The sequence below is a fragment of the Lelliottia sp. EB106-05-01-XG201 genome, assembly GCF_058791735.1.
In genome coordinates this window covers 1-24379 of record NZ_JBYTDV010000002.1, presented here as the reverse complement: position 1 = coordinate 24379, position 24379 = coordinate 1, and the positions used below count along the sequence as shown (strand labels likewise).

The following is a 24379-nucleotide window of genomic DNA, read 5'->3' as shown; positions in this document are numbered from 1 at the left end:
AATTACTAATTAACTGATCTGTATCCGGCCTGACAGTATGCGGCCGGTTGCTATCAAAAGGAATATGACTGATATGGAAAAAAATTCGATGAAAAAAATCTTTAAAGTTACCGCATTGGCCTGCCTGATGGCATCAATTTCTCCGGCCATGGCTGTGGGCCCGACAGCCAATGTGCAGGTTAAAGGCACTGTGAAGATGGGAGCCTGTACGCCGTCTCTGGATAATGGAGGCGTGGTTGATTATGGGGATATAAGCACGGATGTTCTTTCTTCATCAACAGATTATCAGCTGCCGATAAAATATATAAATTTTAGCATTCAATGTTCTTCTGATACTGTATTGAATTGGACCATTACTGATAATCGCGCACGAACTGAAGATATGTCTACAATTATACTCAACGTTGGGCAAAATAATGCTACTGCCACAAATAACAATAATTTACTTGGTTTGGGGTTGACGTCTGACAAAACTAAAATTGGAGCGTGGGCAGGTGCTTTTATGTATTTGCAACAAGTGTCAAATGTTCAAGATTCAGAAAATATCTTCAGTGATGATGGTATTTCATGGTCTTCGGCAGTAGGTGCAAATGGTACTTTTGTGGATGGTGTCGATCAATTTAGATATGTTGCCATTGCAACAAAGGGGTCAGTGATACCTGAGGCATTCACCTCTATGACAATTCCAGTTAAAGTAACGGCAGCCATTAATAAAAAAACAATGACGCATATAAAGGACGTGACAAATATTGATGGGAATATTACGTTCTCAATAAATTACATGTAATTGCATTGGAAATAAAAGCAGACTTCTTTTTCTTATTACCAACTACATGAATGCACAGTAATTTACATTAATAATTCATTGCAAAATGAATAATTGAAAACACCGTTATTCATTTTGCATCATTAAAAAGTTGATAACTTTAAATCAATGCATTCATAGATAAAAATCTTGAGCCACCAATGATGCGTAATAACTCACCACCTCCTGAATAACAATTAGCAGAAGTGCTGGCATTTGATGCTATCATTAATTTAACGGATTTTTTTAATCATGGACATTTTCTCTGCACGCAAATTACATATCTCTATTCTGGAATACCACCGCACTTTTCTGGCAAGTTCTATATTATCGAGTCTGATAATCTGTACAGATGCCGCACGGGCTCAGGGCCAGGTTGTGGTCACCAAAGGCGGCGAAGTCACCCTCACCGAAGCCCTCATTGAAACCCACGGGGACAATAACATTGCCGTCAGTGTGCGTGATACTAAAAGTCTAGCAACCCTTAAGAATATCGATGTACTGACAGATGGGGAGAACGCTGGAGGGCTTTATGCTGCCAGTGGAGGCAGTGTTCTGTTTCTTGGCGGTACGGTTACCACGGCAAACAGCATGGCCGTTCAGGCAATCAACGGCGGTCGCATTCATCTTGAAGATACTACGCTGACGAGCGCAGGCGCAGGCAAAGCTATGGTGTTTGTTAGTGGACGTGGCTCTGACATCAGCGGCGACAAGCTGACGCTGGCGGGTTCGGGAAGCGGTGCGACCGGGGTTTCCGTCGCCGACCACGCCGTTGTCTCGATGAGCAATGTCGAAATCTCGCTCACCGATGGCTACAGTGGCGTGAACGTTGCCAGTGCTGACCTCACCCTGAATAACCTGCATTTAACCCAGACCGGCACCGCCGCCCAGAACGTGGTATATGCCATTGGGGATGCCGGAAAAACCGCAACAATAACGCTGACTAAAAGCTACGTTGAGGCCACCGGGGCCAATGACACCCTGATCAATGCCAATAACAACAGCCATATCACCCTCAACGGGGGTGATTACGCCTCCCACGGTAACTATTTTACCGCGCTATCCACCTCGTCCACCAACAGCACGCTGGATGCCAGCGGTATAACGATCAGCACGGACGGATACACCTCTCATGGCGTCCGTAACCGCGGAGTAATGACCCTCGAGGACAGTACCATTTCGGTCACGGGCGATGCCTCAAACGCACTTTATAGCGAAGGCATATTAACTGCGTCCGGTATGACTCTGAGCACATCAGGTTCTGATGCGGGTGCAATCAGTGCCGCACGAGGTGGGTCACTTATTCTCAATGAGGGGACAGTAGAAACCTCCGGTGAACGTGGCTATGCGGTGGTTAACTACATTGGCTCGCATATCACCGCGACTGACCTGTCAGCAGTCACGACCGGGGATAGTTCGCATGCGCTGCTGGTTTACAGCGGTAGTGATTTATACCTGACTGACTCACGGGTAGAGGCGCGGGGGCCGGGCAGCGTGGCTCTATATGCCATGGGCGCTGGCGGGACCAACCCACAAACCACCATCAATCTACAAAACAGCCAGCTCACTAGCGTGCAGAACCAGGGGCTCTATGCATCGGGAGCGAATATGATGGTGAACCTGTCCGATGGCGCCTCATTTAGCGGCGGTAACGGCCAACTGGCGACAGTGCGCAGCGGAATGGCCGGGACGCAGGTAGTGGATTCGACGATTAAATTGAATGCCGACGGAGGTTCGACACTGACTGGCGACATTCTGACGGATGGTGGGGCATCAACGGTAGATGTAAAACTCTCCAGCGCTTCACAATGGTCAGGCGCCTCCCTGATGGCAAACGACATTCAGATAGATGATACCAGTCTGTGGGATATGACCTCGAACTCATCCATTTTAGCCCTTAATCTGACGGGCACGGTGAATTTCAGGCCACAGAACTACAGATTTTCTACGCTGCAGGTCAGCAACAACCTGACCGGAGGTGGGCATTTCATTATAAATACCCAACTGGGTGATGATAATTCCCCGACAGACAGGATAGACATCAAAGGTGATGCGACCGGAGATTATCGCTTGACCGTTAACAACGCGGGCGGAAGCGGGGCGCTTACGTCCGGTGACGGAATTGAGGTGGTGAATATCGACGGTACGGCAGCCGGGACCTTCATGCTGATTGGGCGAGTGGCTGCAGGGGCATATGAATACCAGCTGCAGCAGGGCGGTTCGCAGGATACGAACGACTGGTATCTGCGGTCCACCTATCTTGCGCCCGATCCAGACCCGACACCTGAACCTGACCCGACACCTGAACCTGACCCGACACCTGAACCTGACCCGACACCTGAACCAGACCCGACACCTGAACCAGACCCGACACCTGAGCCAGACCCGACGCCTGAGCCAGACCCGACGCCTGAGCCAGACCCGACGTCTGAGCCAGACCCGACGCCTGAGCCAGACCCGACGCCTGAACCAGACCCGACGCCTGAACCAGACCCGACGCCTGAACCAGACTCAAAACCTGATAATGGTGATACACCCTGGCGTGCGGAAGTACCAGGTTATGCAGCTGCTCCGTGGCTTATACAGCAATATGCCTTTGATGCAATGGGTACCTATCACCAGCGCACCGGTGGGAACGTTAGTCATAAGAACGGAAGCTGGGGAAGGATCGGAGGTCAGCATCTGGAAGCTGAAGCCGGGCGATTCAGTTATGACACGGACACCTGGTTTGCCCAGCTAGGAACTGATCTCTGGGAGGATTCGTCAGGATCACTCAGTCAGCGTGCGGGCTGGCTTGTCACAATAGGCAATATTAAGACCGATGCTCGTGACAGCGCCCGGGACGTCAATCCTCAGTTGTCTGTAGATACTGGTTCAGTAGAAACCACGGCTTACAGCGCGGGGGGGTATTACACCAGAGAAATGAAAAACGGAGGATACCTGGACATTGTCGGTCAGGCATCGTGGTATCACTCCAATTATCAAAGCCAGTCCAACGCCAGTCAGCACGGCTATGGGGCCGCCTTATCTGTGGAAACCGGTCAATCATTCCCGGTATATCAGCGCTGGCTGCTAGAGCCACAGTTACAGGCCAAAATACAACACCTGAAACTGGAGGATTTTAGCGATGATATCAGCCGAATTTCTGGTGCATCGGGTACACGAGCTCAGGCACGAGCCGGCATACGAGTGTATAGGGAAGATCCCGTTGTGATGCCATACTTAACTCTTGACGTTATGACTGATATCGGTAATGAACTGGCCGTCTCCGTTGCAGGAAAAAATATCCGGCCCGAGATGAGCGCTGATTACTGGCAGGCAGGCACCGGTCTGAGTGTAGAAATTAACCGGGCATCTCATCTCTATCTGGGGGCCCGTTATTTAAATACCGTTGACGGTACACAAAATGGCTACAACGGTAATCTGGGGATTAAACTCTCATTTTAATCCGTTCTGCAGAAGATATTCATATATGATTACGACATTCACGGACGGTGGAATGTCGTAATCTACTGAATAATGTATCTCTCAGTAAAATCATACCCACAATCTGCCAAGTTCCGGATATAATGAAATGATATATATACTGTCTGATGACAATTACTTTGCCCTGGGAATTGTCGGGTATTTTCAGGATGCGGGAAAGCCATCATCGCGTATCAGTGTTAATGAAATAGACAATACCGAATTTTATACGGGTGACATAATTATTCTGTCTATTAACAATTACATTGTGACAGAAAATATCCTGAAGCAACTTAGTAGAGTAAAGATAAGAGTCGTTACGTTTCTTGAGATTCGAAAGGCTTTTGACCTGACAATGATTGGCGGGTGGGGTATCTGCACAAAAAGAGCCTCCCCGCAGCGGATTTTGCAGAGTATCACAATGAAAAATAAAAATGACATAAAATCATTGTCTCCGTGCCAGTCCATTATACTGAAGGGTTTTTCTCTTGGATGCCCTGCAGAGACCATTTCACGCGATATGAATATCTCGGTAAAAACAGTCAGTGCTCATAAACTAAAAGGCCTGAGACGCTTGGGTCTTGGAAATATTACTCCGTTGTTTGGCCTAGTTTATATTAATATTTTCAAGCAGAACAAGATACATTCGGTATATGCATGACTTTACACGTTTTTTATTAATTGCCATAATGTTTGTTAGATTTTTATATTAATGAAAATGAAAATGAAAATGAAAATGAAAATGAAAATGAAAATGAAAAGGAAGTTATTAACATGGAGACAGATAAATTGATAAAAATGTTTAAGTTTACTGTGCTTGCTTGCATGCTGGCATCCTCAACAAATGCAATGTCCTTGGGACCTAATGCAAATGTACAGATAAACGGCACTATAAATCCGGGGGCGTGTACACCAACGCTGGATAACGGCGGTGTTATTGATTTGGGGTCCATGAATGCCAATTCCATTGGTGCTTCAGGACTGCGTATAACTCATAAAAATTTTAATCTTGTTATAAACTGCAGTACTGATTCAGCCTTTGAAAGGGCTGTTACGGATAATCGATTTGACTCTGTTGTCACCACGTCGTTATCTGGTTTGCTGAATTCATGGCGAAACGGGTTGGACTTCACATCATATAGTAAAAAAAAACTGGAGATTACAATATAAACAGATCATTACGAGTCATATTAGTAGATGGAGTTAATCGTGTCCTGATACAATTCAACGGTGTTTGGAGCAATGGCAGCGGTGCGAACGTCGTCATGCAGTCAACGAATATGGGTAAAAATGCGCTGAAATACAGTGTTGCTGAAACAGGAAAAATTATTCCTGTTGCCGTGAAGACGGCATCTTTCCCGTTATATACCCGTATGGCCATTTCATCAGAAATGAATCCTCTTCCACCGACTGGAAATAGCGATGGGAATGTAACATTTAGTCTGGAATACCTTTAAGGGTGAAATGTCCATGCTTGTGATGCTACGCTTTGACAGGTGGCGTTTTTGAGATTGTTTTAGTTGAACTAAAATGTATTTAATTTTCGATATTCCATTCGCTTATTGTTAATATACTAAGCGAATGAAGAGATTGATTTAATATATTTCTAAATGTATTTTTTATTGCTACAGGATGTACAATATTTTATGTATACCGCAGAAAATCCTCCAATACTTCATAGAAACAAAAAAAACCTTCCGGTAATGCTAGCTTGCTCATTTGTAATGCCATTTTCAGTCATGGCTATCAATCTTAATGATAAAGATATCGATGGTCAGCCCAGTGGTAGTTCTCTTTTTGTGATTAATAGAGATAATCCTTTTGATTTCTCCGGGGCATTATATTCTGATGGTATTTTGGCTGAAACTTGGTCGGAAAACATACCTGCTTTATATGTCACTTACGGCGGGAGGCTGGAAATACCTTTTTTGACGCCCCTAGATATTGTCACACATGGCTATAAGTCCACGGCTATTCTCATTGACGGTGCTTCGAGCGCTGATCTATACAGCCCTTTGACTGTTACTGCACATAATCATAGTGATGGTGTCCGAATCGATGACTCAAATCTCATAGCAAGAAATGATGTTAACATCACAATGTTAGGTGACGCTTCTCCAGCGCTTCAAATGAATAATTCATCTCATGTTGAGGTTCAGGGAGATTTAGCTATTCATTCCTGGGGAGATTATTCTGACGGTATAGTCACGCAGACTTCATCTGTAGGGGTGTTTAACACCTTAGATATAGTAACAGAGGGAAATGGGTCAGAAGCTATTATAAGTAATAATGCCTCCGGCGATTACAATAGTCATAGCCTCATCACTATCTTAGGCAGCGATAATAAAATTACTACCAAGGGGCAAGGAAGTTCCGCCATTTTTGCCCAAAATGATGGTCAAATAATTTTCGAACAGAACGCTGATATCAGGACAACAGGAAACGGAGCCTCTGGAGTTGTCGCCCTGTCTGGCGGAGAAGTGGAAATAAACGGCGGGACGATTATTACTGAATATGAAGGAACGACCTCGATTCGGGCTGAAGAAAACTCCAGTATCGATCTCTTTAATACCAGTGTTTATTCTGCCGGCGCGGCAATGCAGGTCGATAATGGTTCAACCGTTTCTCTGAGTAATGCTCTGGTGCAAACCGGGACAGACAGCAGTAGCCTCCTGATTTATCAGCAGGGTACCGTCAATTTTAACAAGGTCATTCTCGAAAATCTCAGTTCCACACAGGCACTTGTCGATTTCAGTTCACCTGCCTATTACGCAGGATATGAGCAGGGCGGCGCGCTTAACGCAAAAGATTCGATGCTGACCGGGGTTGCTACCGGCATACAGGCTGGTGCCGGCAGCTGGGATGTTAGCCTCGACAACTCGAGTTTATCCGCTGGCGATGCCGTGATCCTAAGCGGGGGTGGGGGGGAGAATGCAGCTGTGCTGACCCTGAATGCAAGTAACAACAGCATGATCAACGGCAATCTCCAGACACTTAACAGCAGTAGCGATCCACTCGCTAGTCGTCTAAGCCTCTCTTTACAGGATTCTTTGCTTAATGGCAGTGCGCTTAATGGCGAAGCGTTTGGGTCAGTACCTTCTAGTACGGTTAATATCGATGCACAAAACAGCTTGTGGACCATGACCGGTTCTTCGCAGTTAGATACATTGTCGATGAGCAACTCCAGCGTTGTTTTCAGTCACACCGGGGATTACCAAACGCTCCAGGCAGACAGTCTGTCTGGTAGCGGCACATTTTATATCAATACTTCGTTAAACCAGGATACGGACGGTAACACTGAGGGTGATCTGATCCATGTTACTGGTAGCGCTTCAGGTGAATTTTTACTGGATGTGACAACCCAGGGTACAGCAGCACCGACCGTTGCAGACGGAATTCTCGTCGCGCAAATTGATGATGCTATACAGCATGATGGTTTATTTACGCTGAGCCACGACGTCAGCATCGGTGCTTATGATTATTACCTGTTTGAAGGTAGTAAGGACGGGAAAGGTGACAACAATGACTGGTATTTACGCGCAGAAATACCTCTGCCCGCTCCGGCTCCAGAGCCTGATCCGACGCCGCAGCCAGAGCCTGCTCCAACGCCGCAGCCAGAGCCTGCTCCAACGCCGCAGCCAGAGCCTGCTCCGGCTGAATCCCCAGAAACCTGGAGACCAGAAGTACCTGGCTATATAGCTGCGCCATATCTGAATTTCTATTACGGTACCAAAGTTGTGGGTACGCTTCATGAACGTATGGGGGAATTAAACCAGGTGAGCGAAAAGGGACATGAGCAAACCTGGGGAAGAATGGCAGGTGAGCATACGTCATTTAACGCCGGCCGATTTGGCTATGACACTAACTACTGGTTCGTACAGTTTGGCCATGACTTCTATCAAGCAGTGGATGCCAACGGGACTCAAGTTTTTGGTGGTATGACAGTTACCCTTGGCCACCAAAACACAGATGCACAGGATCAGGTTCGCGAGCTTGTAGGACAAAGCGTGAATACAGGTGCAATTAATACAGATGCTTACAGTCTGGGGGGGTACTACACGCGGTATGCGGCTGACAGCAGTTATATCGATCTCGTTGGGCAAGTAACCTGGTATCGTAACCAATATGATTCACGCAACGATGCCACTCAGGACAGTTATGGTGCATTACTCTCATTTGAGGCCGGGCAACCTTATGGCATAGGGCATAACTGGAAAATCGAACCCCAAGGGCAGATGATTTTTCAGTATCTTGCCGCAGAAGATTTTCATGACGATATTTCTGACGTGTCGGGAGTGAATACCGTGGCAGGTACCGCTCGTGCGGGGCTGAGGTTTTATCGCGAGCAGACAGAGCAAAGCTTCAAACCTTATCTGACTCTCGACGTTCTGAGCTCTCTTGCAGAAGCTCCGGAGGTTAATGTTGGTGGGACAAATATCCGCGCAGATGATCTGACACAGCAATACTGGCAGATTGGTGCGGGATATACTTCGGGGCTAAGTGATAGCACATCCATGTACATGGATGTTAAATACCTCGATGGTTTCGATAAGGACATGGAAGGTTATGTTGGCCACGTTGGCATAAAAGGAAGCTTCTAGAATAAATAGCGCCTCATTTATGGGGCGCTTTTGAAATGATGGCTAAGGAGAAAAACTTAACTCACTCTGGGCCATCAAATTGAATTGCAAAATAAGTGTTTGAAGAAAGTAACAGCAAAAACCTATCGTATGTAAGAGGGAGAGGATGAAACGCAAATTTAACATAAGATAGATTGCACGAACTAAGCTATTGAAATTGAAGGGGTTAATTTATATTTTTCACGATTATCTCCAGGGTTCATGTCGCGCCGTATCCTGAGACTGGCTGAGAATACGAATGATTGTCACCAACGAATGTGATGACAAAAAATAGATCATGTGCTGTTCCACCGGCAGCGAACAGATATTTTCTCCCAGCTCTGCCCGATGCGTGCCGATGTCATGCAAGGCCAGAACGTCAAACACCGCTGCTATACGGCCGATATACGCATCCGCCTGAACAACCCCGAATTGTCTGAAGCTGTAGTCCCAGATAGCCTCCAGATCTTCTTCTGCTTTTGGTGTCAGCTCAATCTCTTTCATTTGCTACCCTGGCCCTGACATTTTTCAGGAATGCATCCTTATTCCATGGTTTCGCCTCGCCGCTGCCGATCCCTTCGGCCAGAAGATCGCGCAGTTCCTGAAGGCGGGATTCAGCCTGCTTTTCACGCAGCAAACGTAGTGCGTCACGCATAACTTCGCTCTGGGTGCGGTAATCACCATCCCTGACCAGGGCATCGATAAATTCACGCAGCTCATCACCCACGTCTACAGTCATCGTACGGGCCATAAATCCTCCTATTCATAATGTAAGATTTGTTCTTACATCAGTATAACATTTTAGCATCGAGCTTCAATAACCCGTGATTGATACTATGTACTGCATTTATGATTTCAAGAGGGATGCGAATATTCAATCATGGTAAAATAATAAAAAACTCACTCCTTAATCTAAATATATCCATCTCTTTACCGATATATATAGTAAAGAAGGGAGTGTCATGAACGATTTTCATATTTTAAGTATTTGTATCCAGAATAGAGATGTGACAGGCGCAATGCGTGTTCTGCGGGATAAATCAGAATTTGCGGTACGAAAAATTCTGGAAAAATTAAAAGTCAGTCTGACATCGCAAACGGGCAGAGTATTCTGGCACTCGGTTCAGAATTGGCTGCTGAACGCGTGTCGTCAGGGGAATACTCAGCATGAATCTGTTCGTATCCGATGCACTTCACATCCTGAAGACCGGCAAACCCAGCCCGGCTGCACTGGACATGATCAAGCTCGTGGCGCTTCTGGCCATGCTCATCGATCACAACAATACGGTGTTTCTGACGCCAGCCTGGCCGATGATGTATGCGCTTGGCCGGATGGCCTTCCCCCTGTTCACGCTTATATGGGCAATGAACGTACAGCGCACACCGGAACGACTGCAGAAGAGAGCCAATCGATTGTGGATCTGGGCAGTCATTACGCAGCCGGTGTTCAGTCTGGCATTCCTGCATCACCAGCCTTGGTGGGCCCTCAACATTCTGTTCGTGTTTGCCGGCGTCACACAGCTTCTTGCCCTGCAGTACCAGCACGGCCTGAAAGGAATGCTTGCCGGATATCTGCTCCTGGCCCTGATGATTTGGCCACTACAGCCGGCAAGCTATGGGCTGGCAGGAATTACGCTGGCCATAAGTATGGCAACCTTATCAGGCAGCGGCATACCCGAAGTGAAGCGACTGGCGATCACTGGCGCCGTGCTGTCACTGATTTGTTTAAACGGGTTATCGTATCTCCTGAACCTGCCCGCAGAAACATTATTACTCGCCACACTGCCTACTCTGGTATTCCCCCTGGTGGTGGTTTCTTTCTGCAGGAAAATCCGTCCGGAAGGCCGCAAGCGTTTCATGCCGCGTAATTTCTTTTATTATGCTTACGCCGGCCACCTGGGGATTATTGGTCTGATACAATATATTTCGCGCCTAACGTGAGTTTTCGTTCGACTGAGCATCAGACCCATAATACAGCCAGAATTTTCGTACGTGTGGCCCTCAAACATCTATTCAAACCATGGCTTGTGTACTGACTGCCCTGATCCGAATGAACCAGTACCTGTTTTTGGGGATTACGCCGCCATACAGCCATTAGCAGTGCGTTCAGGACAATGTCCTTTGTCATCCGGGATTGCATTGACCAGCCGATGATTTTGCGTGAGAACAGATCAACAACCACGGCAAGTTACAGCCAGCCTTCGTGAGTCCTGAGTAGAGTAAGAGGCAGGACGTAGTCGGACTATTTCCCTGCCTCTCCTCTCCGAACCGGACGTGCGCCTTTCAGTGCATCCGGCTCTCCATTTAAACACTGGCGAACGCCATTGCCACTTCAGTGTAGCGCGATGTATAGGTGTTTCTGGCTTCGGTCCTCAGGTAAGGGTTACCTTCAGGTAGACGCCAGCGGAACAGCTTCTTGCCTTGCCCTACCAGCCGGTACAGGATTTCACCGTTGAGCTTACCGTGGTTGGTTTTACCAAATAAAACCCACGTTTTACTCTGACCCGGTTTCGGTGGTTTACACCACCACCTCATCAGGTATGCGATACCTTTAAGGTATTTTCGGGCCATCCAGTGAGCCAGCTTCCAGAACACCACACGGTCGATATAACTGAACACGCTGGCCTTAAAATCAACGAACTGATAGAACGCAGCCCAGCCTTTCAATTTTCGGTTGAGCATCTCAACCATATCGATTTTGCTTTCACTGTAATTGCCTGATAACAGTGCCGTTAGTGACGCGGCGAAGTTTCTGGCTTTCTCCTTCGGGATCGTCGATACCACCCGCATATCGCCGTAACGACTGCGTTTACGGATGATCCGGTGACCCAAAAAGATGAAGCCGTCATTAACATGGGTGATTTTAGTCTTATCCATGTTCAGCCTGAGTTTCAGACTGCCTTCGAGCACGCTTCGGCATTCTTCTCTGAGGGTTTCCGCCTGCGCTTTAGTGCCTTTGACGATAAGCACGAAGTCATCGGCATACCGACAGTACGCTACCGCGGGTTTCCATTGCCAGTTTTCTCTGGCCGCAGTACTTCGGCCACGCTGGATACTGTGATTCCAGTACCAGCGATCCTTTCGGGCTTTTCCACTCAGGTAGCGTTTATGCAGATACTGATCGAACTCATTCAGCATGATGTTCGATAGCAACGGCGAGATCACCCCGCCCTGTGGCACGCCTTCACTGGCCGCCCGAAAGAGACCGACATCAACATGCCCGGCCTTGATGGTTTTCCACAACAGGCTCATAAAGCGGGCGTCACTGACCCTGCGGCGGACGGCTTTCATCAGCAGTCGGTGATGTACGGTGTCGAAGTAGCTGGACAGGTCACCTTCAATCACCCAGCGCCCCCGTGTTTCCCTGCAGTCGGTGAGCTGTAATTTCACCGTGCGGATCGCGTGGTGGACACTGCGTTCAGGCCGGAAGCCATATGAGAGTGTATGAAAATCACTTTCCCAGATTGGCTCCATCACCATCAGCATTGCCCGCTGAACAATACGATCCCGCAACGCGGGGATACCCAGCGGTCGCAGTTTGCCGTTGCTTTTTGGAATATAAATCCGTCTGGCTGGCAGGGGCTGGTAGTGACCCGAGAGAAGTTCTTTGCGGAGTCTTTTCAGCTCAGCAGACAGTCTGGGCTGTAGCGTTGCTTTATTCACACCATCAACGCCGGGGGTATGTGCCCCCTTTGATGAAAGGGTGATCCGCGCCGCTTCAGCCAGCCATTCTTGTTGTGTTATCAGACGCAGCAGCCGTTCAATCCGTCGGGACGGATCAGTTGCTGCCCATGTGGCAAGCTTGCGTTGCATTTCGCTGATTATCAAAGGTCTTCACCTCACTGGGTCAGTTAATCCACTTCGCAAACACATTTAAACTGCTCCCCTTCGCCATGTAATGGGCTTTCCCCATCGCGGACTACTACGGAAGCTCCGCCAGTCAGCACGTCATCGGAGCCATGCCCCCTTAACATCCGACACTGACCTTCCCCGGTTCACCTGTCTGGACTCAGACATACTGAGGAGGCTGCCCGTCGCACTCTTTGTCCTTGCTTGCCGCAAGTTGGCAGAAGTCAGCAGCGCGAGCGTGTTAGGCGCTGCTGGCCCGGTGTTCGGCTTACATGTCAAAACACTTTTGACCGACACGGCATATCTATCAGTGTCAGTTCCTTCTGCACGGCCTGTCAGATCACATAGGCCGTGGTGACATTTTCAACCCACAGAGGCGGATTAACGGGTTCATGTTCTTCAGCCTTTCAGTACTCAACCTTGAGGATCATCTCGGCTTAGTGATCTCGCCTCAATCCCCGTTGTCAGCGGGTTACATCACCCTACGGGCATGCCGCAGGTCACTGCCGCTCAGGTTCTCCGCCGTCATACCAGGCGGGATTGTAGGGTTACTCGTCATGAGTTACCGGTTCAATATTCCAGACAGACTCGTGGTTCATTTGAGCCTCCATGCTCGCCCTGAACTCCGGGCACACTGTAGGTTATGTCCGTTACCCAACGCTCATCTGGAGCATCCGGATTAAACTGTCTCTGGAGCCTGTTGGGCGATACGATACTGGCCTCGCTTTTGCGTGCCCGCGGGCTCCGATACCCGACCTGAGCCTTTATCCCGGCACGATTCATCAGTCGCCAGACTCTGTTCACTCCGCACTGTTGCCCGCTATCCCGCAAGTCCAGATGGATCTTGCGATAACCATAAACGCAACCGGACTCCAGCCAGAACAGTTTGATCTGTCCCGTCAGTCTCAGATTTACCTGGTGGCGCTGAGAATACGGTTGCTTAAACCAGGCGTAAAAGCCACTGGGATGAACATCCAGCACCCTGCAGAGCATACGAACAGGCCAGCAACGGGAGTTGTCACGAATAAAGACGTACCTCAGTCGGACAGCTTTGCGAAGTACGCCGCAGCTTTTTTTAATATGTCCCGTTCGTCAGTAACACGCTTCAGCTCCTTATGAAGTCGGCGGATCTCGGCCTGAGCATCTGACTGTTCTTTATTAGTGGATGAGTCCGGACCGTACTTCTTTATCCTGGCGTAAAGGCTGTGGGTGGTGATATCGAGACGTGTTGCAACGCTGGAAACAGAATGACCGCGATCAATAACCTGTTTGACTGCTTCAATTTTAAACTCTTCGGGATAACGTTTACCGCTCATGGGCACCTCTCTTTAAGTCATCTTAAATGACTCCGAGGTGTCTGTTAAACCCGTGGCGATTCACATAATCATTACTTATACCCAGCAGTATAATAAATAACAGGTATTTATCCAGAGTTAATAAAAGAGTGCTTGTCAGCGGGTATTCTAATTATAATTATCCTGCCAATATATGATTAACATCCCTAATCTCAAACCCCTTCAGATCTGTCTCTTATGTTTTGGCTGTGATTGTTAACCATGTGTTATTGCTTTAACAATTTTAACTGTCTGATTTTAATGTTGTTAATTCTACCTGTCAACGCTTCACCTTTCAAGATCTGTACTAATTCGTTTTTAGTGAATGTATTCTACAGGAAATAGGGTCTTCACTATTCCGCCAGGTTGTAGGATGATTCTTAGCATCAAGTGAAGGTTTAATGCTGTTTATGATCCTGATGCGTCTTTTCATAATCTTCGCAATCTCATTTAATTTTAACCGTATTGTTGGCGGCAAGTTTAATTGTTTTCCAATCGAATATACTTAAGGCTCCACTATGAAAAACAATGTCACTAAATATTCCATTATAATGGCCAGTATCGTATTGCCTTTATTACCTTTACTGTCTCATGCCACCGGAATGGTCCCTGAAACCACCGCCTTAATTATTGACGAAGCGGAAGGCGGCGGCAGTATGAACGTTAAAAATACAGACGATAAAGCCGCGTTGCTTTATACCACTATTCAGGAAACGGACGGCAGCAGTAATAAAGGGGCAATGTTAGTTGCGACACAACCGATTGTCCGCCTTGAGGCAGGTCAGACCCAGCGAGTACGTTTTGTGCTGAACACCACAAGCCCGCTGAAAGTTGAACAGTACAAACGCGTTATTTTTGAAGGCATCCCGCAGGCAAAATCCGTGGGTAAAAAACAAATTACCACCACCATCCGCCAGAATCTGCCGGTAATTATACACCCTAAAGGCCTGCCAGAATTCACCACCCCCTGGGAAAAGCTTGAGTGGAAATCTGAAGGTAGCGTTTTGAAAGTGACCAATCCAAGCGCTTATGTCGTACGGATGTCCCCGCAGGTCGTCACTCAGCCTTCGAACGTGTCAGGCAACTTTGACAAAAGCTTCATCCTGCCGGGTGAAACTCTGACTGTAAAACTGAAAAGTTCAACGTCTGATAAACAGGTGAAGATGTTCCCGTCGTCCCGTTTCGGGTTTGAAACGGGCAGCTACGTCGCGTCGCTGAAATAACCGTTCAGTTATCCCTGACACTAAGCCTCAGGACGAGGCTGTGCCCCCGTATTTTAAGAAGCAGGTTGTTGCCGATATGGATAGAAAATATGTATCAGGGTTAATGATGCTGAGCGTGATGGGAGCAAGCGTAGGAAATGCGCAGGCTGCAGAAAACGTCACGGGGATTGCCGCCAGTCCAGCGCCAGTCGATACCGCCGCTGTTAATCCGAGTGAAGCAGGCACTGACATTGCGATAAATTTCGATATGGAAACGCTGCGCTCCCGGGGAGTGGATCCTTCAGTTGCGAAGTATTTCTCCCGTACTGCGCGTTTTGCGCCGGGTACCAAGGTCGTAGGTTTCTCGCTTAACGGCAATCCGAAAGGCAGCATTCCTGTCAGCTTCGACAATCAGGGACAGCCCTGTGTTGACCGGGCTTTTTTACAAGCCGCGGGTCTGAAAATACCCAAAGATGTGCATCACAATCCGGCGGAGGTGGAACAGCAGCCAGAGGTCTCAGGAACGGACAAAGAAGCCGTTCAAAATGGGCAGTCAGCACATTCTTCGGATGCCGGCGTCCCGGACATTGTGTTACCCGTGGTCTCTCCTTCAGCCGAGCCCACATCTGATATGTGCTACGACTACAGTTCCGCGTTCCCCGGCACGGTATTTAGCCTCTTTCCGACCGAGGACAGAATTGAACTGGTGACACCTCCCGAGGCGCTGCAACCTCTTTCTATGCAGGCGGGTAACTACAACACTGGCGGCACAGCGGCCCTGCTGAACTATTCGTTGTTCACCAGTAAGAACAGCTTTGACGGCGGTACTAGCAGTTACAGGCAGGGCATGTTTGAGACCGGATTTAACATGTCCGACTGGCTGCTGCGCAGCAAGCAGATGGTCAGCGAAACGGACGGAAAAATGAACCGCGATGCGCTTTATACCTTCGCGCAGCATACGTTCACCGGCATCAAAAAGATCGCGCAGGTCGGGCAGATTAACGTTAGCAGCACCCTGTTTTCAGGCAGTGCGCTCAACGGTGTACAGCTGGTTCCTGAAACCGCGCTGGATGACAGCGGCGGTAGTGGCGTTACGGTCACTGGTATTGCGCAAACCCCGCAGGCGCGCGTGGACATCAGACAATCCGGTGCCGTGATTTACTCGACGCTGGTCCCTGCCGGGCCTTTTACTCTCGATAATGTGCCGGTTATCAGTGCCAACACTGACCTGGATGTGACGATCACCGAATCGTCAGGCACCTCAAGCCATTTTATTGTCCCGGCGGCCAGCCTGTCAGGCAGCAACCTGGGAAAACCGCAGGGATTATCGGTAGCCATCGGTAAAGTCCGTGACGTCGATGCAGACTTTGAAGACCCGTGGCTGGTTACGCTGTCCAATGGCTGGCAGGCCACCAAATATCTGAACCTCAGCGGCGGGGTGTTAGGAGCCAGTAAGTACCAGGCCGTTGCCGGGGGAATTGATATTACACCTGTCAGCGACCTGATGCTGAGTGCCAAGGTACTGAGTGCTGCTGATAAACGTAACAACAACAAAGGTGAGCAGATCACCCTGTCAGCGAATTACGCGGCGCCTTACAAACTGAGCTTCGGTGTATCGGGGACACAAAACAGCCAGGGTTACCGCGATTTGCAGGATACGTTTACCAGTGATGACAGTACCAGCCACACCAAAAACGACCTGTCGTTCTCAACCGGATGGTCAAATGACGTGGCGGGCAGTTTCTCGCTGGGGTATTCGCGCTCCGTCAGTTTCGATGATGAAGGTGCGTCGAAACGTGTCACTGCATCATGGAGCAGGAGCTTTAAATATGCATCAGTCAGCGTCAACTGGCAGCATGAAATTGACAACAGTAATGCCAGCAGCAGTAACGGCAATTATTACCGCAATGACAGCGATGACCGCGGCGACACCTTTTACGTCAACGTCAGCATTCCGTTTGGTACGCAAAGCGTGAACACTTATGCGCGTAATGACGGCCAGGACACTAGCTACGGCGTACAGACAGCGGGCAATATTACCCGTGATTTGGGCTACAACGTGTCGGCAGAAAATACCAATCCGGGAAGCCAGAACAGCGTAAGCGGCGGGCTGAATGCCAACCTGCATTATACCCGTTTAAGTGTGAATGCGGGCGGTAACTCCGATAAAAGTCGCAACACATCGGCTACCCTCGACGGCGCGATTGTTGCCCACAGCGGTGGCGTGACCTTTTCACCTTACGCCGTGCAGGACACGTTCGGTATTGCCACGCTCGGTGACCACGTCGCCGGGGTAGAAATCAGTACGCCGCAGGGCACCGTGTGGACGGATAAATGGGGTAACGCGGTGGTGCCTTCACTGAATGCCTACCGGAACTCTAACGTGATGGTCAATACCGAAACGCTGCCCAAGAACGTTGATATCAGTAACGGCATGAAATCTGTTAGCGCCGGGCACGGCTCGGTGAGCCAGTTGCAGTTCGGCGTGCTGTCAGTTAGGCGCGTCATGCTGACGCTGACAATGCCGGACGGTAAGCCGGTGCAGAAAGGCGCTGTGATTTTTGACAGCAGCAACGAATACGTTACCACGGCGGTGGAAGACGGCGTGGTGTTCGTTAACGACGCCGGAAACACTGGGGAGCTCTACGCCCTGACGGATGAGGCTGGTCACAAATGCCGGCTTGGCTTCACCCTCAGTGAGAAGCCGGATCTGAATAAATTTTATGAAAACGTCGCCGCGACCTGTAAGCCGTAACGACGGGGGAAAGAAGATGCGTAACCGTTTTATGAATCCCAGCACGAACCGGATGGCCCTGGTCACTCTGCTGCTACTGCTGAGCGGCCAGGCGATGGCGGATATCAGCAACTGCCAGATAAGTCTCTCACCGGTGGAGCAAAACTACGGCAACCTGCTGAAAGGAAATCTGACCTTCACCAGCACCGCGCAGGGAAACGTCACACAGCTCAGCGAGCGTACCAGCAATCTGAGTATCACCTGCCCGCAGCCCGAGCGGCTGGACTTACGCTTCACCGGTATCAGTCAGACCGACGGCAGTTTCGGATTCGGCGTTCAGGGCAAGATGAAAGTGACGCTGAGCAGCGCGGTGCTTGATGGCAAGGCCGTCAAGCTGGCGATTACCAAACACAAGGGCGTGATCCGCGACGATATCGTCGCTGACAGTCACGACCTATACGCGGCGGACGAAATCACCGTCGGCGATAACAGCAGCGTGAAGGGGATGAACCTTAGTGCGACAGTGACCGTAACTCCCTACCTACTGGAATCAGCCTTCAGGGTGCCGGACGCTTATCAGGAGGAGGAGGTTATCAGCGCAGAGCTATTGACAGTGAATTAAGCAGCCCCAAAGACGTGATCTGATAAAAGAGTTCAGCCACAAGTACAACAACCCAAAACTTTTACCTAATGCAGTACATGGAGAAAATAAAATGGAAATGAAAACAATTCTGAAAGCCACCGCGATTGCCGCGCTGATGGCAACAGCCTCTTCCGCCTTCGCGGGTCCGAGCGCCACCCTGCGGATCACTGGTACCATCACACCGGGTGCCTGTACGCCGGTGCTGGCAAACAACGGAGTTATCGACTTCGGTGAAACCTCCGTGGACCAGTTGCCAGCCACGGGCACCCTAGCACTGGCCGGTAAAACCGTGACCGCCACCGTGACCTGCACCTCCGCCACCAAGGTGGCGATGAGCTTTGTGGACAACCGTGCGGACTCCGTACCGACACACACTGACGAGCCTACCGCCGCCGGCACCGTCTTTGGCCTGGGCAAAGCGGGCACCATCAACATCGGCTCCTACGGCCTGAGCATCGCCGCCATTCAGGGTGACGGTACCGCCGGTGACCTGCTGATGAGCAGCGATAAAACCAGCTGGGTCAAGATGACGCTGGACACTTTCGCGAACAATAATACCGCGCAGCAGTATCTGACGTTTGCGGCAACGGGAACTACTGACCCGAAAGAAGCCACCGTGTTCACCTTTGACCTGAAGGCGACGCCGGCGCTGAGCTCAGAACTGGGTGCGATTACCGACACGGCGAACCTGGACGGTAATGCAACTATTAACTTCGAGTACCTGTAAGGGATCCGGCGTTACTCGTGAATTAATTTAACTGTATCCGGTCGGAAAGTATACGGCGGGATACTCTCATAAGGAGTGTACTGATATGGAAAATAATACAGTGAAGAATATCTTTAAAGCCACAGCCCTTACCTGCCTGATGGCGGCGGCGACAAATGCCATTGCTGTCGGTCCGACGGCCAACGTGCAAGTCAAGGGGACAGTTAAGATTGGAGCCTGTACTCCTACACTGGACAATAGTGGGGTGGTAGATTATGGGGATATATCTACTAATTCTTTATCCGTCATCGATGATGCGCCATTAGAGCCAAAGTACCTCACATTAACCGTTGCATGTAATGCTGACACATTCCTTAGTTGGACAACACATGACAATAATGCATCCGGTTTCACTGGTAGCGGTATGCAAGTTACAAGCGCAGGGATTAGCGACGACCTAACAATTGATTTCACGAATAATAATTTCAATTTGGGCTTTTCAAGCACAGGCAAAGGATTGGGAGTATATGCTATAACTTTCATGTACCCCTCTTTAAGTTCTAATATAAGTGATACAACAATGATTCAACGTCGTGATGACAGCCAGGCATGGACTTATTCCTCTAGTGGCGTTGCTCTCGATGGGGTTGATGACTTTAGAGAATTCACTTTATCTGATAAAACAACGTTGGCACCTGTAGCATTTAAAAACTTAACAATGCAAATTAAAATTAACGCAAATGTTGATAACTCTGCTGTATCATCGTTAAGCGACGTGGCTACTATTAATGGAGATGCAACAATTAATCTAAATTATTTGTAAGGGAAATAATCTTCACTAAGCAACAGTCTCATCCACCTTCGCGGGTCTGAGCGTCACCCTGCGGAACACTGGTACCATCACACCGGGTGCCTGTACGCCGGTGCTGGCAAACAACGGAGTTATCGACTTCGGTGAAACCTCCGTGGACCAGTTGCCAGCCACGGGCACCCCGGCACAATAATACCGCGCAGCAGTATCTGACGTTTGCGGCAACGGGAACTATTGACCCGAAAGAAGCCACCGTGTTCACCTTTGACCTGAAGGCGACGCCGGCGCTGAGCTCAGAACTGGGTGCGATTACCGACACGGCGAACCTGGACGGTAATGCAACTATTAACTTCGAGTACCTGTAAGGGATCCGGCGTTACTCGTGAATTAATTTAACTGTATCCGATCGGAAAGTATACGGCGGGATACTCTCATAAGGAGTGTACTGATATGGAAAATAATACAGTGAAGAATATCTTTAAAGCCACAGCTCTTACCTGCCTGATGGCGGCGGCGACAAATGCCATTGCTGTCGGTCCGACGGCAAATGTGCAGGTCAAGGGCTCGGTGACAATGGGGGCCTGTACACCTACGCTGGATAATGGCGGGGTAATCGATTATGGGGATATATCTGCAGATTCTCTAAATGATGCGAGTAATCGATTAGTTGATAAAACTGTAAATCTGACTATAACTTGCTCCTCAGATACATTGTTATCATGGTCAACAATAGATAACCGTCTAGGGACTCGTTTTGGTGGTTCAGTAACCAACGCCACAGCTAATGGAGGAACAATTGGTAATAGCGTGAATCAGTTTGGATTAGGTAAGACAAGTGATAATAAAAACATAGGAGGATATGTACCATATATTAGCTCTCAAAATATTCAAACTGATGACGGTATTGATAAAGATCTAATTAGAAAATACGGTGATGAAGATGTTTGGGCTATCTCTACGGCTAGGAATCTCGCTACTGGGGAAAGTGCCTATGGAACCAATAATTACACTTTAGCGACAAAGGGTACTCTCATACCAGTGGCCTATAAATCAGCAACATTTCCAATAGTAATTGCAACTGCTTTGGATTCAAATGGGAATCTGAATGTGACGGATAACACTATGCTTGATGGAAATATGACTTTTATAATTAGTTATAATTAACTACCTCTTTCCAAAAATTATCATCTTCATAAAGTTAGCAAGCGTAGAGCGGGTATGCTAATCGCCACCTGCCGTATATAAATAATCGTTCAACTGCGAACGTTATTTTCACTTTTAGGAAGGATGATGCAAAAAATTATCCGCCCTGAGGATTTGCACTTTACTTTGCTTTTCTATTACGCATAAGCTTGGCTACGGGCTTATGCGCCTGCGCATTAACATAGCGACCTAGTCAGAGGGTATCGGCGGGTAGCCTCGTTAGCAACGCGACGATTTGTAAGTATCCCGCTTAACCGGACCATTCACTTTTAGAGATCTTCCGACATACTGATTATGTCCTTCGAGGAGATCACCATGCGAAAAGCCCGATTAACTGAATACCAAATCATCGCCGTTGAAATCCGTCGAAGGCGGACACACCGTCAAAGATGTCTGCCGCGAAGCGGGAATATCTGAGGCCTCGTACTACAACTGGAAAGCAAAGTACGGCGGGATGGAAGCCTCTGATATCAAAAAGATGAAGGATCTTGAGGACGAAAATGTCACTGGTATGCCTGAACGGGATTTCACACCTGATAAGCTTGCCGGAAGACACGTTGCTACTGGCCACCTTACCGACGCTAATTTTCCCGTTAGTGGCCATCTCGCTGAGCCGCAGGCTGTTTCCTATGGGCGATCGGAGATTTATGCCCCGGCACTTTTTTTATATGGCCTATGCCGGACACCTTTTCATAATTGCTGTTATCGTGTAGGGTTTTCGTTAAAAAAACGACGGAGGCTAACGTCACAATCCATCCAGCAACATATCTTAAAACAGATGTCGACATGTATATTTTGATGAAGAGATGGTTTTCTGCACTTTTGCTATATTTAGAATTAATTACTGGCTTCTGCTTTATCGGTTCTGGATTTTTTGAATTATTCATTGCTGATTCCGGTTCTCAGATATGTACTGAAATGACGTTATGTGCTGCCGAAAGCCTGAGCATTATTACAACCTTGTTATTTGTGTGCTTTGGAATGTTGGTTATTATTATCTGGTATTTGATGACGTATCTTCCTCATAGGGAAAATGAATCTCAATTTACGACCTCAGTTAAACCTGAAGCTTTTGTGAAATAAGCAAGGTGAACCTTGGCATAATGACCTGTCAGCTAATATTGTCCGTTCCTGGAAACCTGGAGGAACAACAGGGCCGCATACCAGCGTGTTTGCACACTAATCACAACCATGGTTTTTGTGCCCGTAGGGCATGTAAGGCGACAGATCAACTTAACGTGAGCACAAATGGAAAGGGTCGCCGGAACCGGCGTTAGCCGTTGCTGGTTGATAGGTTCTGCCTTGCCACCCCATTCCCTGCAAAGCCATACCCGCTTAAAGCCATTCAGTGACCCCTTTGCGCGGTCGGAGTGAGCCCGTCGAGGCCATCGGCCGCTGACGGGCTGTATCTCCGCGTTAGCGCCTTTAGGCGCTTACGAGCGTGTACAGCTTAACGTTCCGCAACATCACATAAAGCGTCTAAAAACTCTAGTTACAACATCCCTTTTAAAGCGATGGTGTTCCGGCCCTTTGGGCCGGGGCGACATCGCTTTAGCAGGGGTCTGGTGTGTGCTCAATGTAGAGTTTTAGCCGGAAGGGGCCCGGCGCTTGCGACGGGAGGTACTTTTGATTTTCTTCTGAGTGCGCGGCCATGAGGCCGCTGCATGCGAAGGCATATTCGATTATCCACAAAGTTACAGAGGATAAAGATCCACTCTGAAATGAAATGGCAGAGCGATAAAAAAGGGGGGTTAGATAATTTTGCAGGTTTCACGTTATACGTTTCCGGAATGCTGGATTTATCACTTTGCGGATTTATGTGGAAAAGAGGAAAGAACTTACGAGCCGTGGATTATTAAAGGGATGATGGCTGCAGAAAACGTCCCGCTGAATGTTCAGTGGGCAAAAAAATACAAATAAGTTGAGAAATACCAACGCAAAAAGCCCCGGTCAGGGGCATGTAAACAGAGGGGATCACACAGTGTGCGCCGTGGCTAATCCGGAGGTGACAGAGCCAGATCCAGCTGGTAAAGGTACTGAACAGCCAGTTGCGTCAGTCGTTCCGGGGTGCACCAGTAGGCTTCATCATGTGAAAGGGTTTTGTATATCCACTTCTCCATCACATGAAGGCGCTCATCTGCCGGTAGCTTGATCAGGTTGTTGGCCCGTTTACGCTCAGCACCTTTTTTACGACGGTATGTGAGTGCTTCATGTCGCTTCCTGCCTGACCAGCATTTACGGGCAGCATGTGGTGTGATGTCATCATGCTGATTCATCACACCTTCGTCTATCAGACGCTGGCGCTCAGCGCCGAGTCGGAGCTTCTTTTCCTGCTCTTTAAACAGCTTGTCCATATCGACTCCCAGCATCTGGAAACCCGCAGGCGTGATATAGACATACGTCGGCAGCCAGGACCTGGACTCACGATCCCATGCACGTTCTTCAGCAAGTCCCAGAACACCGAACCGCACCTGTTCTTCAATAAGTCGAGAAAGGCGTGACACCGTCACTGCTGTTTCCGGAATAACATTACCTGCAGTATCTTTTGCGCTCAGTTCTTTTGCCAGGCGTGAGATGCACATTCCGACGGTGTGCTTGCCGGCGTCACAGAAGCTGACGAGCAGAGGCCAGAGCGCATCGAGCAGACGCTGGCGCTCCGGACGGAAACCGTATTTTCGCCCTGCCTTACGGCGACCGGCGACATAAAGTGGGTGGCGGGAAACCCGCATGCGCAGGCTGGCTTTTCCGGTCCTTTTGTCACAAACGACAAGTCGGTTATAGGCATGACCAAGCTCGCCGGAAAGCTTTTTATAATGCTCCGGACGATACCAGACAGGGTATTCACATTTGGGTTTTGTGGAATGATCTCCACGTGTACGGCGGGTCAGTTTTTTGACTGGCGCGACAAGGAAATTATCCTGTGTTCCGGCATCGACATCCTGCCAGAAACGGGTTAATTCTTCAGCCGGCAGCTCAGACCAGTGGACAGAGAATTGATTGTCATTCAC

General features: G+C 48.8%; 20 protein-coding genes and 3 pseudogenes. 16 read left to right on the top strand and 7 right to left on the bottom strand.

The genetic code is table 11. The features are described 5' to 3' along the window. Positions 1-73 precede the first annotated feature (73 nt). From AC3WS9_RS22635 to AC3WS9_RS22610, 6 genes are all read left to right on the top strand, one after another. Complete coding sequence (locus tag AC3WS9_RS22635) at positions 74-787, top strand: DUF1120 domain-containing protein (protein WP_492490392.1); 714 nt, start codon at positions 74-76, stop codon at positions 785-787. A 270-nt stretch (positions 788-1057) separates the two neighbouring features. Then, entirely contained in the window at positions 1058-4252 is a 3195-nt protein-coding gene (locus tag AC3WS9_RS22630) for an autotransporter family protein (protein ID WP_492490391.1), read from the top strand. A gap of 127 nt (positions 4253-4379) precedes the next feature. Next, positions 4380-4931: a helix-turn-helix transcriptional regulator gene (locus AC3WS9_RS22625; RefSeq protein WP_492490390.1), complete on the top strand. Its 552-nt coding sequence runs from the start codon at positions 4380-4382 to the stop codon at positions 4929-4931. Between the two features lie 32 nt (positions 4932-4963). Further along, complete coding sequence (locus AC3WS9_RS22620) at positions 4964-5440, top strand: DUF1120 domain-containing protein (RefSeq protein ID WP_492490388.1); 477 nt, start codon at positions 4964-4966, stop codon at positions 5438-5440. A 95-nt stretch (positions 5441-5535) separates the two neighbouring features. After that, positions 5536-5727, top strand: coding sequence for a hypothetical protein (locus AC3WS9_RS22615; RefSeq protein ID WP_492490387.1), 192 nt, complete (start codon positions 5536-5538; stop codon positions 5725-5727). A 189-nt stretch (positions 5728-5916) separates the two neighbouring features. Next, positions 5917-8871 carry an autotransporter family protein gene (locus AC3WS9_RS22610; RefSeq protein ID WP_492490386.1) on the top strand — a complete coding sequence of 985 codons (2955 nt, stop codon included), beginning with the start codon at positions 5917-5919 and terminating at the stop codon, positions 8869-8871. A 225-nt stretch (positions 8872-9096) separates the two neighbouring features. Here AC3WS9_RS22610 and AC3WS9_RS22605 read toward each other — a convergent pair whose 3' ends face one another. Together AC3WS9_RS22605 and AC3WS9_RS22600 are read right to left on the bottom strand one after the other, a co-directional pair. Next, complete coding sequence (locus AC3WS9_RS22605) at positions 9097-9393, bottom strand: type II toxin-antitoxin system RelE/ParE family toxin (RefSeq protein ID WP_492490383.1); 297 nt, start codon at positions 9391-9393, stop codon at positions 9097-9099. Next, positions 9380-9640 (bottom strand): type II toxin-antitoxin system ParD family antitoxin, encoded by a 261-nt coding sequence (locus tag AC3WS9_RS22600; protein ID WP_492490382.1) that lies wholly within the window; start codon positions 9638-9640, stop codon positions 9380-9382. The genes AC3WS9_RS22605 and AC3WS9_RS22600 overlap by 14 nt, the downstream gene beginning before the upstream one ends. A gap of 416 nt (positions 9641-10056) precedes the next feature. Between AC3WS9_RS22600 and AC3WS9_RS22595 the strand changes: the two genes are divergently transcribed. Then, positions 10057-10830 (top strand): TraX family protein, encoded by a 774-nt coding sequence (locus AC3WS9_RS22595; protein ID WP_492490380.1) that lies wholly within the window; start codon positions 10057-10059, stop codon positions 10828-10830. Positions 10831-10888: 58 nt separating this feature from the next. Here the strand turns inward: AC3WS9_RS22595 and AC3WS9_RS22590 are convergent. The 3 genes and pseudogenes from AC3WS9_RS22590 to AC3WS9_RS22580 form a co-directional block, all read right to left on the bottom strand. Continuing rightward, positions 10889-11110 (bottom strand): annotated as a pseudogene (locus AC3WS9_RS22590) (DDE-type integrase/transposase/recombinase); the annotation flags it as partial. An 83-nt stretch (positions 11111-11193) separates the two neighbouring features. Continuing rightward, complete coding sequence (ltrA, locus tag AC3WS9_RS22585) at positions 11194-12702, bottom strand: group II intron reverse transcriptase/maturase (RefSeq protein WP_492490460.1); 1509 nt, start codon at positions 12700-12702, stop codon at positions 11194-11196. A 672-nt stretch (positions 12703-13374) separates the two neighbouring features. Further along, positions 13375-14054 (bottom strand): annotated as a pseudogene (locus tag AC3WS9_RS22580) (IS3 family transposase); the annotation flags it as partial. A gap of 536 nt (positions 14055-14590) precedes the next feature. Here AC3WS9_RS22580 and AC3WS9_RS22575 point away from each other — a divergent pair. The 8 genes and pseudogenes from AC3WS9_RS22575 to AC3WS9_RS22540 all read left to right on the top strand — a co-directional run. Then, positions 14591-15295, top strand: a complete 705-nt coding sequence (locus AC3WS9_RS22575) for a fimbria/pilus chaperone family protein (protein ID WP_492490379.1) — start codon at positions 14591-14593, stop codon at positions 15293-15295. 76 nt (positions 15296-15371) lie between these two features. Then, complete coding sequence (locus tag AC3WS9_RS22570) at positions 15372-18029, top strand: fimbrial biogenesis usher protein (RefSeq protein WP_492490377.1); 2658 nt, start codon at positions 15372-15374, stop codon at positions 18027-18029. Between the two features lie 16 nt (positions 18030-18045). Next, entirely contained in the window at positions 18046-18630 is a 585-nt protein-coding gene (locus AC3WS9_RS22565) for a DUF1120 domain-containing protein (protein ID WP_492490376.1), read from the top strand. 91 nt (positions 18631-18721) lie between these two features. Further along, on the top strand, positions 18722-19378 hold the full coding sequence (locus tag AC3WS9_RS22560) for a DUF1120 domain-containing protein (protein ID WP_492490375.1): 657 nt from the start codon (positions 18722-18724) through the stop codon (positions 19376-19378). Between the two features lie 85 nt (positions 19379-19463). Beyond that, entirely contained in the window at positions 19464-20180 is a 717-nt protein-coding gene (locus tag AC3WS9_RS22555) for a DUF1120 domain-containing protein (protein ID WP_492490374.1), read from the top strand. Positions 20181-20311: 131 nt separating this feature from the next. After that, entirely contained in the window at positions 20312-20533 is a 222-nt protein-coding gene (locus tag AC3WS9_RS22550; RefSeq protein ID WP_492490372.1) for a hypothetical protein, read from the top strand. 85 nt (positions 20534-20618) lie between these two features. Beyond that, positions 20619-21332 carry a DUF1120 domain-containing protein gene (locus tag AC3WS9_RS22545; protein ID WP_492490371.1) on the top strand — a complete coding sequence of 238 codons (714 nt, stop codon included), beginning with the start codon at positions 20619-20621 and terminating at the stop codon, positions 21330-21332. Positions 21333-21686: 354 nt separating this feature from the next. Then, positions 21687-21873: pseudogene (locus AC3WS9_RS22540) on the top strand (transposase); the annotation flags it as partial. Positions 21874-21964: 91 nt separating this feature from the next. Here the strand turns inward: AC3WS9_RS22540 and AC3WS9_RS22535 are convergent. Further along, positions 21965-22258 carry a hypothetical protein gene (locus AC3WS9_RS22535; protein ID WP_492490461.1) on the bottom strand — a complete coding sequence of 98 codons (294 nt, stop codon included), beginning with the start codon at positions 22256-22258 and terminating at the stop codon, positions 21965-21967. Here AC3WS9_RS22535 and AC3WS9_RS22530 point away from each other — a divergent pair. Beyond that, positions 22158-22454 (top strand): hypothetical protein, encoded by a 297-nt coding sequence (locus tag AC3WS9_RS22530; protein WP_492490370.1) that lies wholly within the window; start codon positions 22158-22160, stop codon positions 22452-22454. The two genes, AC3WS9_RS22535 and AC3WS9_RS22530, sit on opposite strands and share 101 nt — an antisense overlap. A 911-nt stretch (positions 22455-23365) precedes the next feature. On the opposite strand, the gene repA is transcribed toward AC3WS9_RS22530, so the two are convergent. Next, positions 23366-24379 (bottom strand): plasmid replication initiator RepA (repA, locus tag AC3WS9_RS22525; RefSeq protein ID WP_492490369.1); only part of this gene is annotated, 1014 nt, incomplete at its 5' end.

Coding starts and splice junctions, on each gene's coding strand:
- AC3WS9_RS22535 (WP_492490461.1), bottom strand. CDS start 22,258: ATGAATAATTCAAAAAATCCAGAACCGATAAAGCAGAAGCCAGTAATT.
- AC3WS9_RS22610 (WP_492490386.1), top strand. CDS start 5,917: ATGTATACCGCAGAAAATCCTCCAATACTTCATAGAAACAAAAAAAAC.
- AC3WS9_RS22575 (WP_492490379.1), top strand. CDS start 14,591: ATGAAAAACAATGTCACTAAATATTCCATTATAATGGCCAGTATCGTA.
- AC3WS9_RS22625 (WP_492490390.1), top strand. CDS start 4,380: ATGATATATATACTGTCTGATGACAATTACTTTGCCCTGGGAATTGTC.
- AC3WS9_RS22565 (WP_492490376.1), top strand. CDS start 18,046: ATGCGTAACCGTTTTATGAATCCCAGCACGAACCGGATGGCCCTGGTC.
- AC3WS9_RS22595 (WP_492490380.1), top strand. CDS start 10,057: ATGAATCTGTTCGTATCCGATGCACTTCACATCCTGAAGACCGGCAAA.
- AC3WS9_RS22545 (WP_492490371.1), top strand. CDS start 20,619: ATGGAAAATAATACAGTGAAGAATATCTTTAAAGCCACAGCTCTTACC.
- AC3WS9_RS22600 (WP_492490382.1), bottom strand. CDS start 9,640: ATGGCCCGTACGATGACTGTAGACGTGGGTGATGAGCTGCGTGAATTT.
- AC3WS9_RS22635 (WP_492490392.1), top strand. CDS start 74: ATGGAAAAAAATTCGATGAAAAAAATCTTTAAAGTTACCGCATTGGCC.
- AC3WS9_RS22530 (WP_492490370.1), top strand. CDS start 22,158: ATGTATATTTTGATGAAGAGATGGTTTTCTGCACTTTTGCTATATTTA.
- AC3WS9_RS22555 (WP_492490374.1), top strand. CDS start 19,464: ATGGAAAATAATACAGTGAAGAATATCTTTAAAGCCACAGCCCTTACC.
- AC3WS9_RS22605 (WP_492490383.1), bottom strand. CDS start 9,393: ATGAAAGAGATTGAGCTGACACCAAAAGCAGAAGAAGATCTGGAGGCT.
- AC3WS9_RS22630 (WP_492490391.1), top strand. CDS start 1,058: ATGGACATTTTCTCTGCACGCAAATTACATATCTCTATTCTGGAATAC.
- ltrA (WP_492490460.1), bottom strand. CDS start 12,702: ATGCAACGCAAGCTTGCCACATGGGCAGCAACTGATCCGTCCCGACGG.
- AC3WS9_RS22570 (WP_492490377.1), top strand. CDS start 15,372: ATGGATAGAAAATATGTATCAGGGTTAATGATGCTGAGCGTGATGGGA.
- AC3WS9_RS22615 (WP_492490387.1), top strand. CDS start 5,536: ATGCAGTCAACGAATATGGGTAAAAATGCGCTGAAATACAGTGTTGCT.
- AC3WS9_RS22560 (WP_492490375.1), top strand. CDS start 18,722: ATGGAAATGAAAACAATTCTGAAAGCCACCGCGATTGCCGCGCTGATG.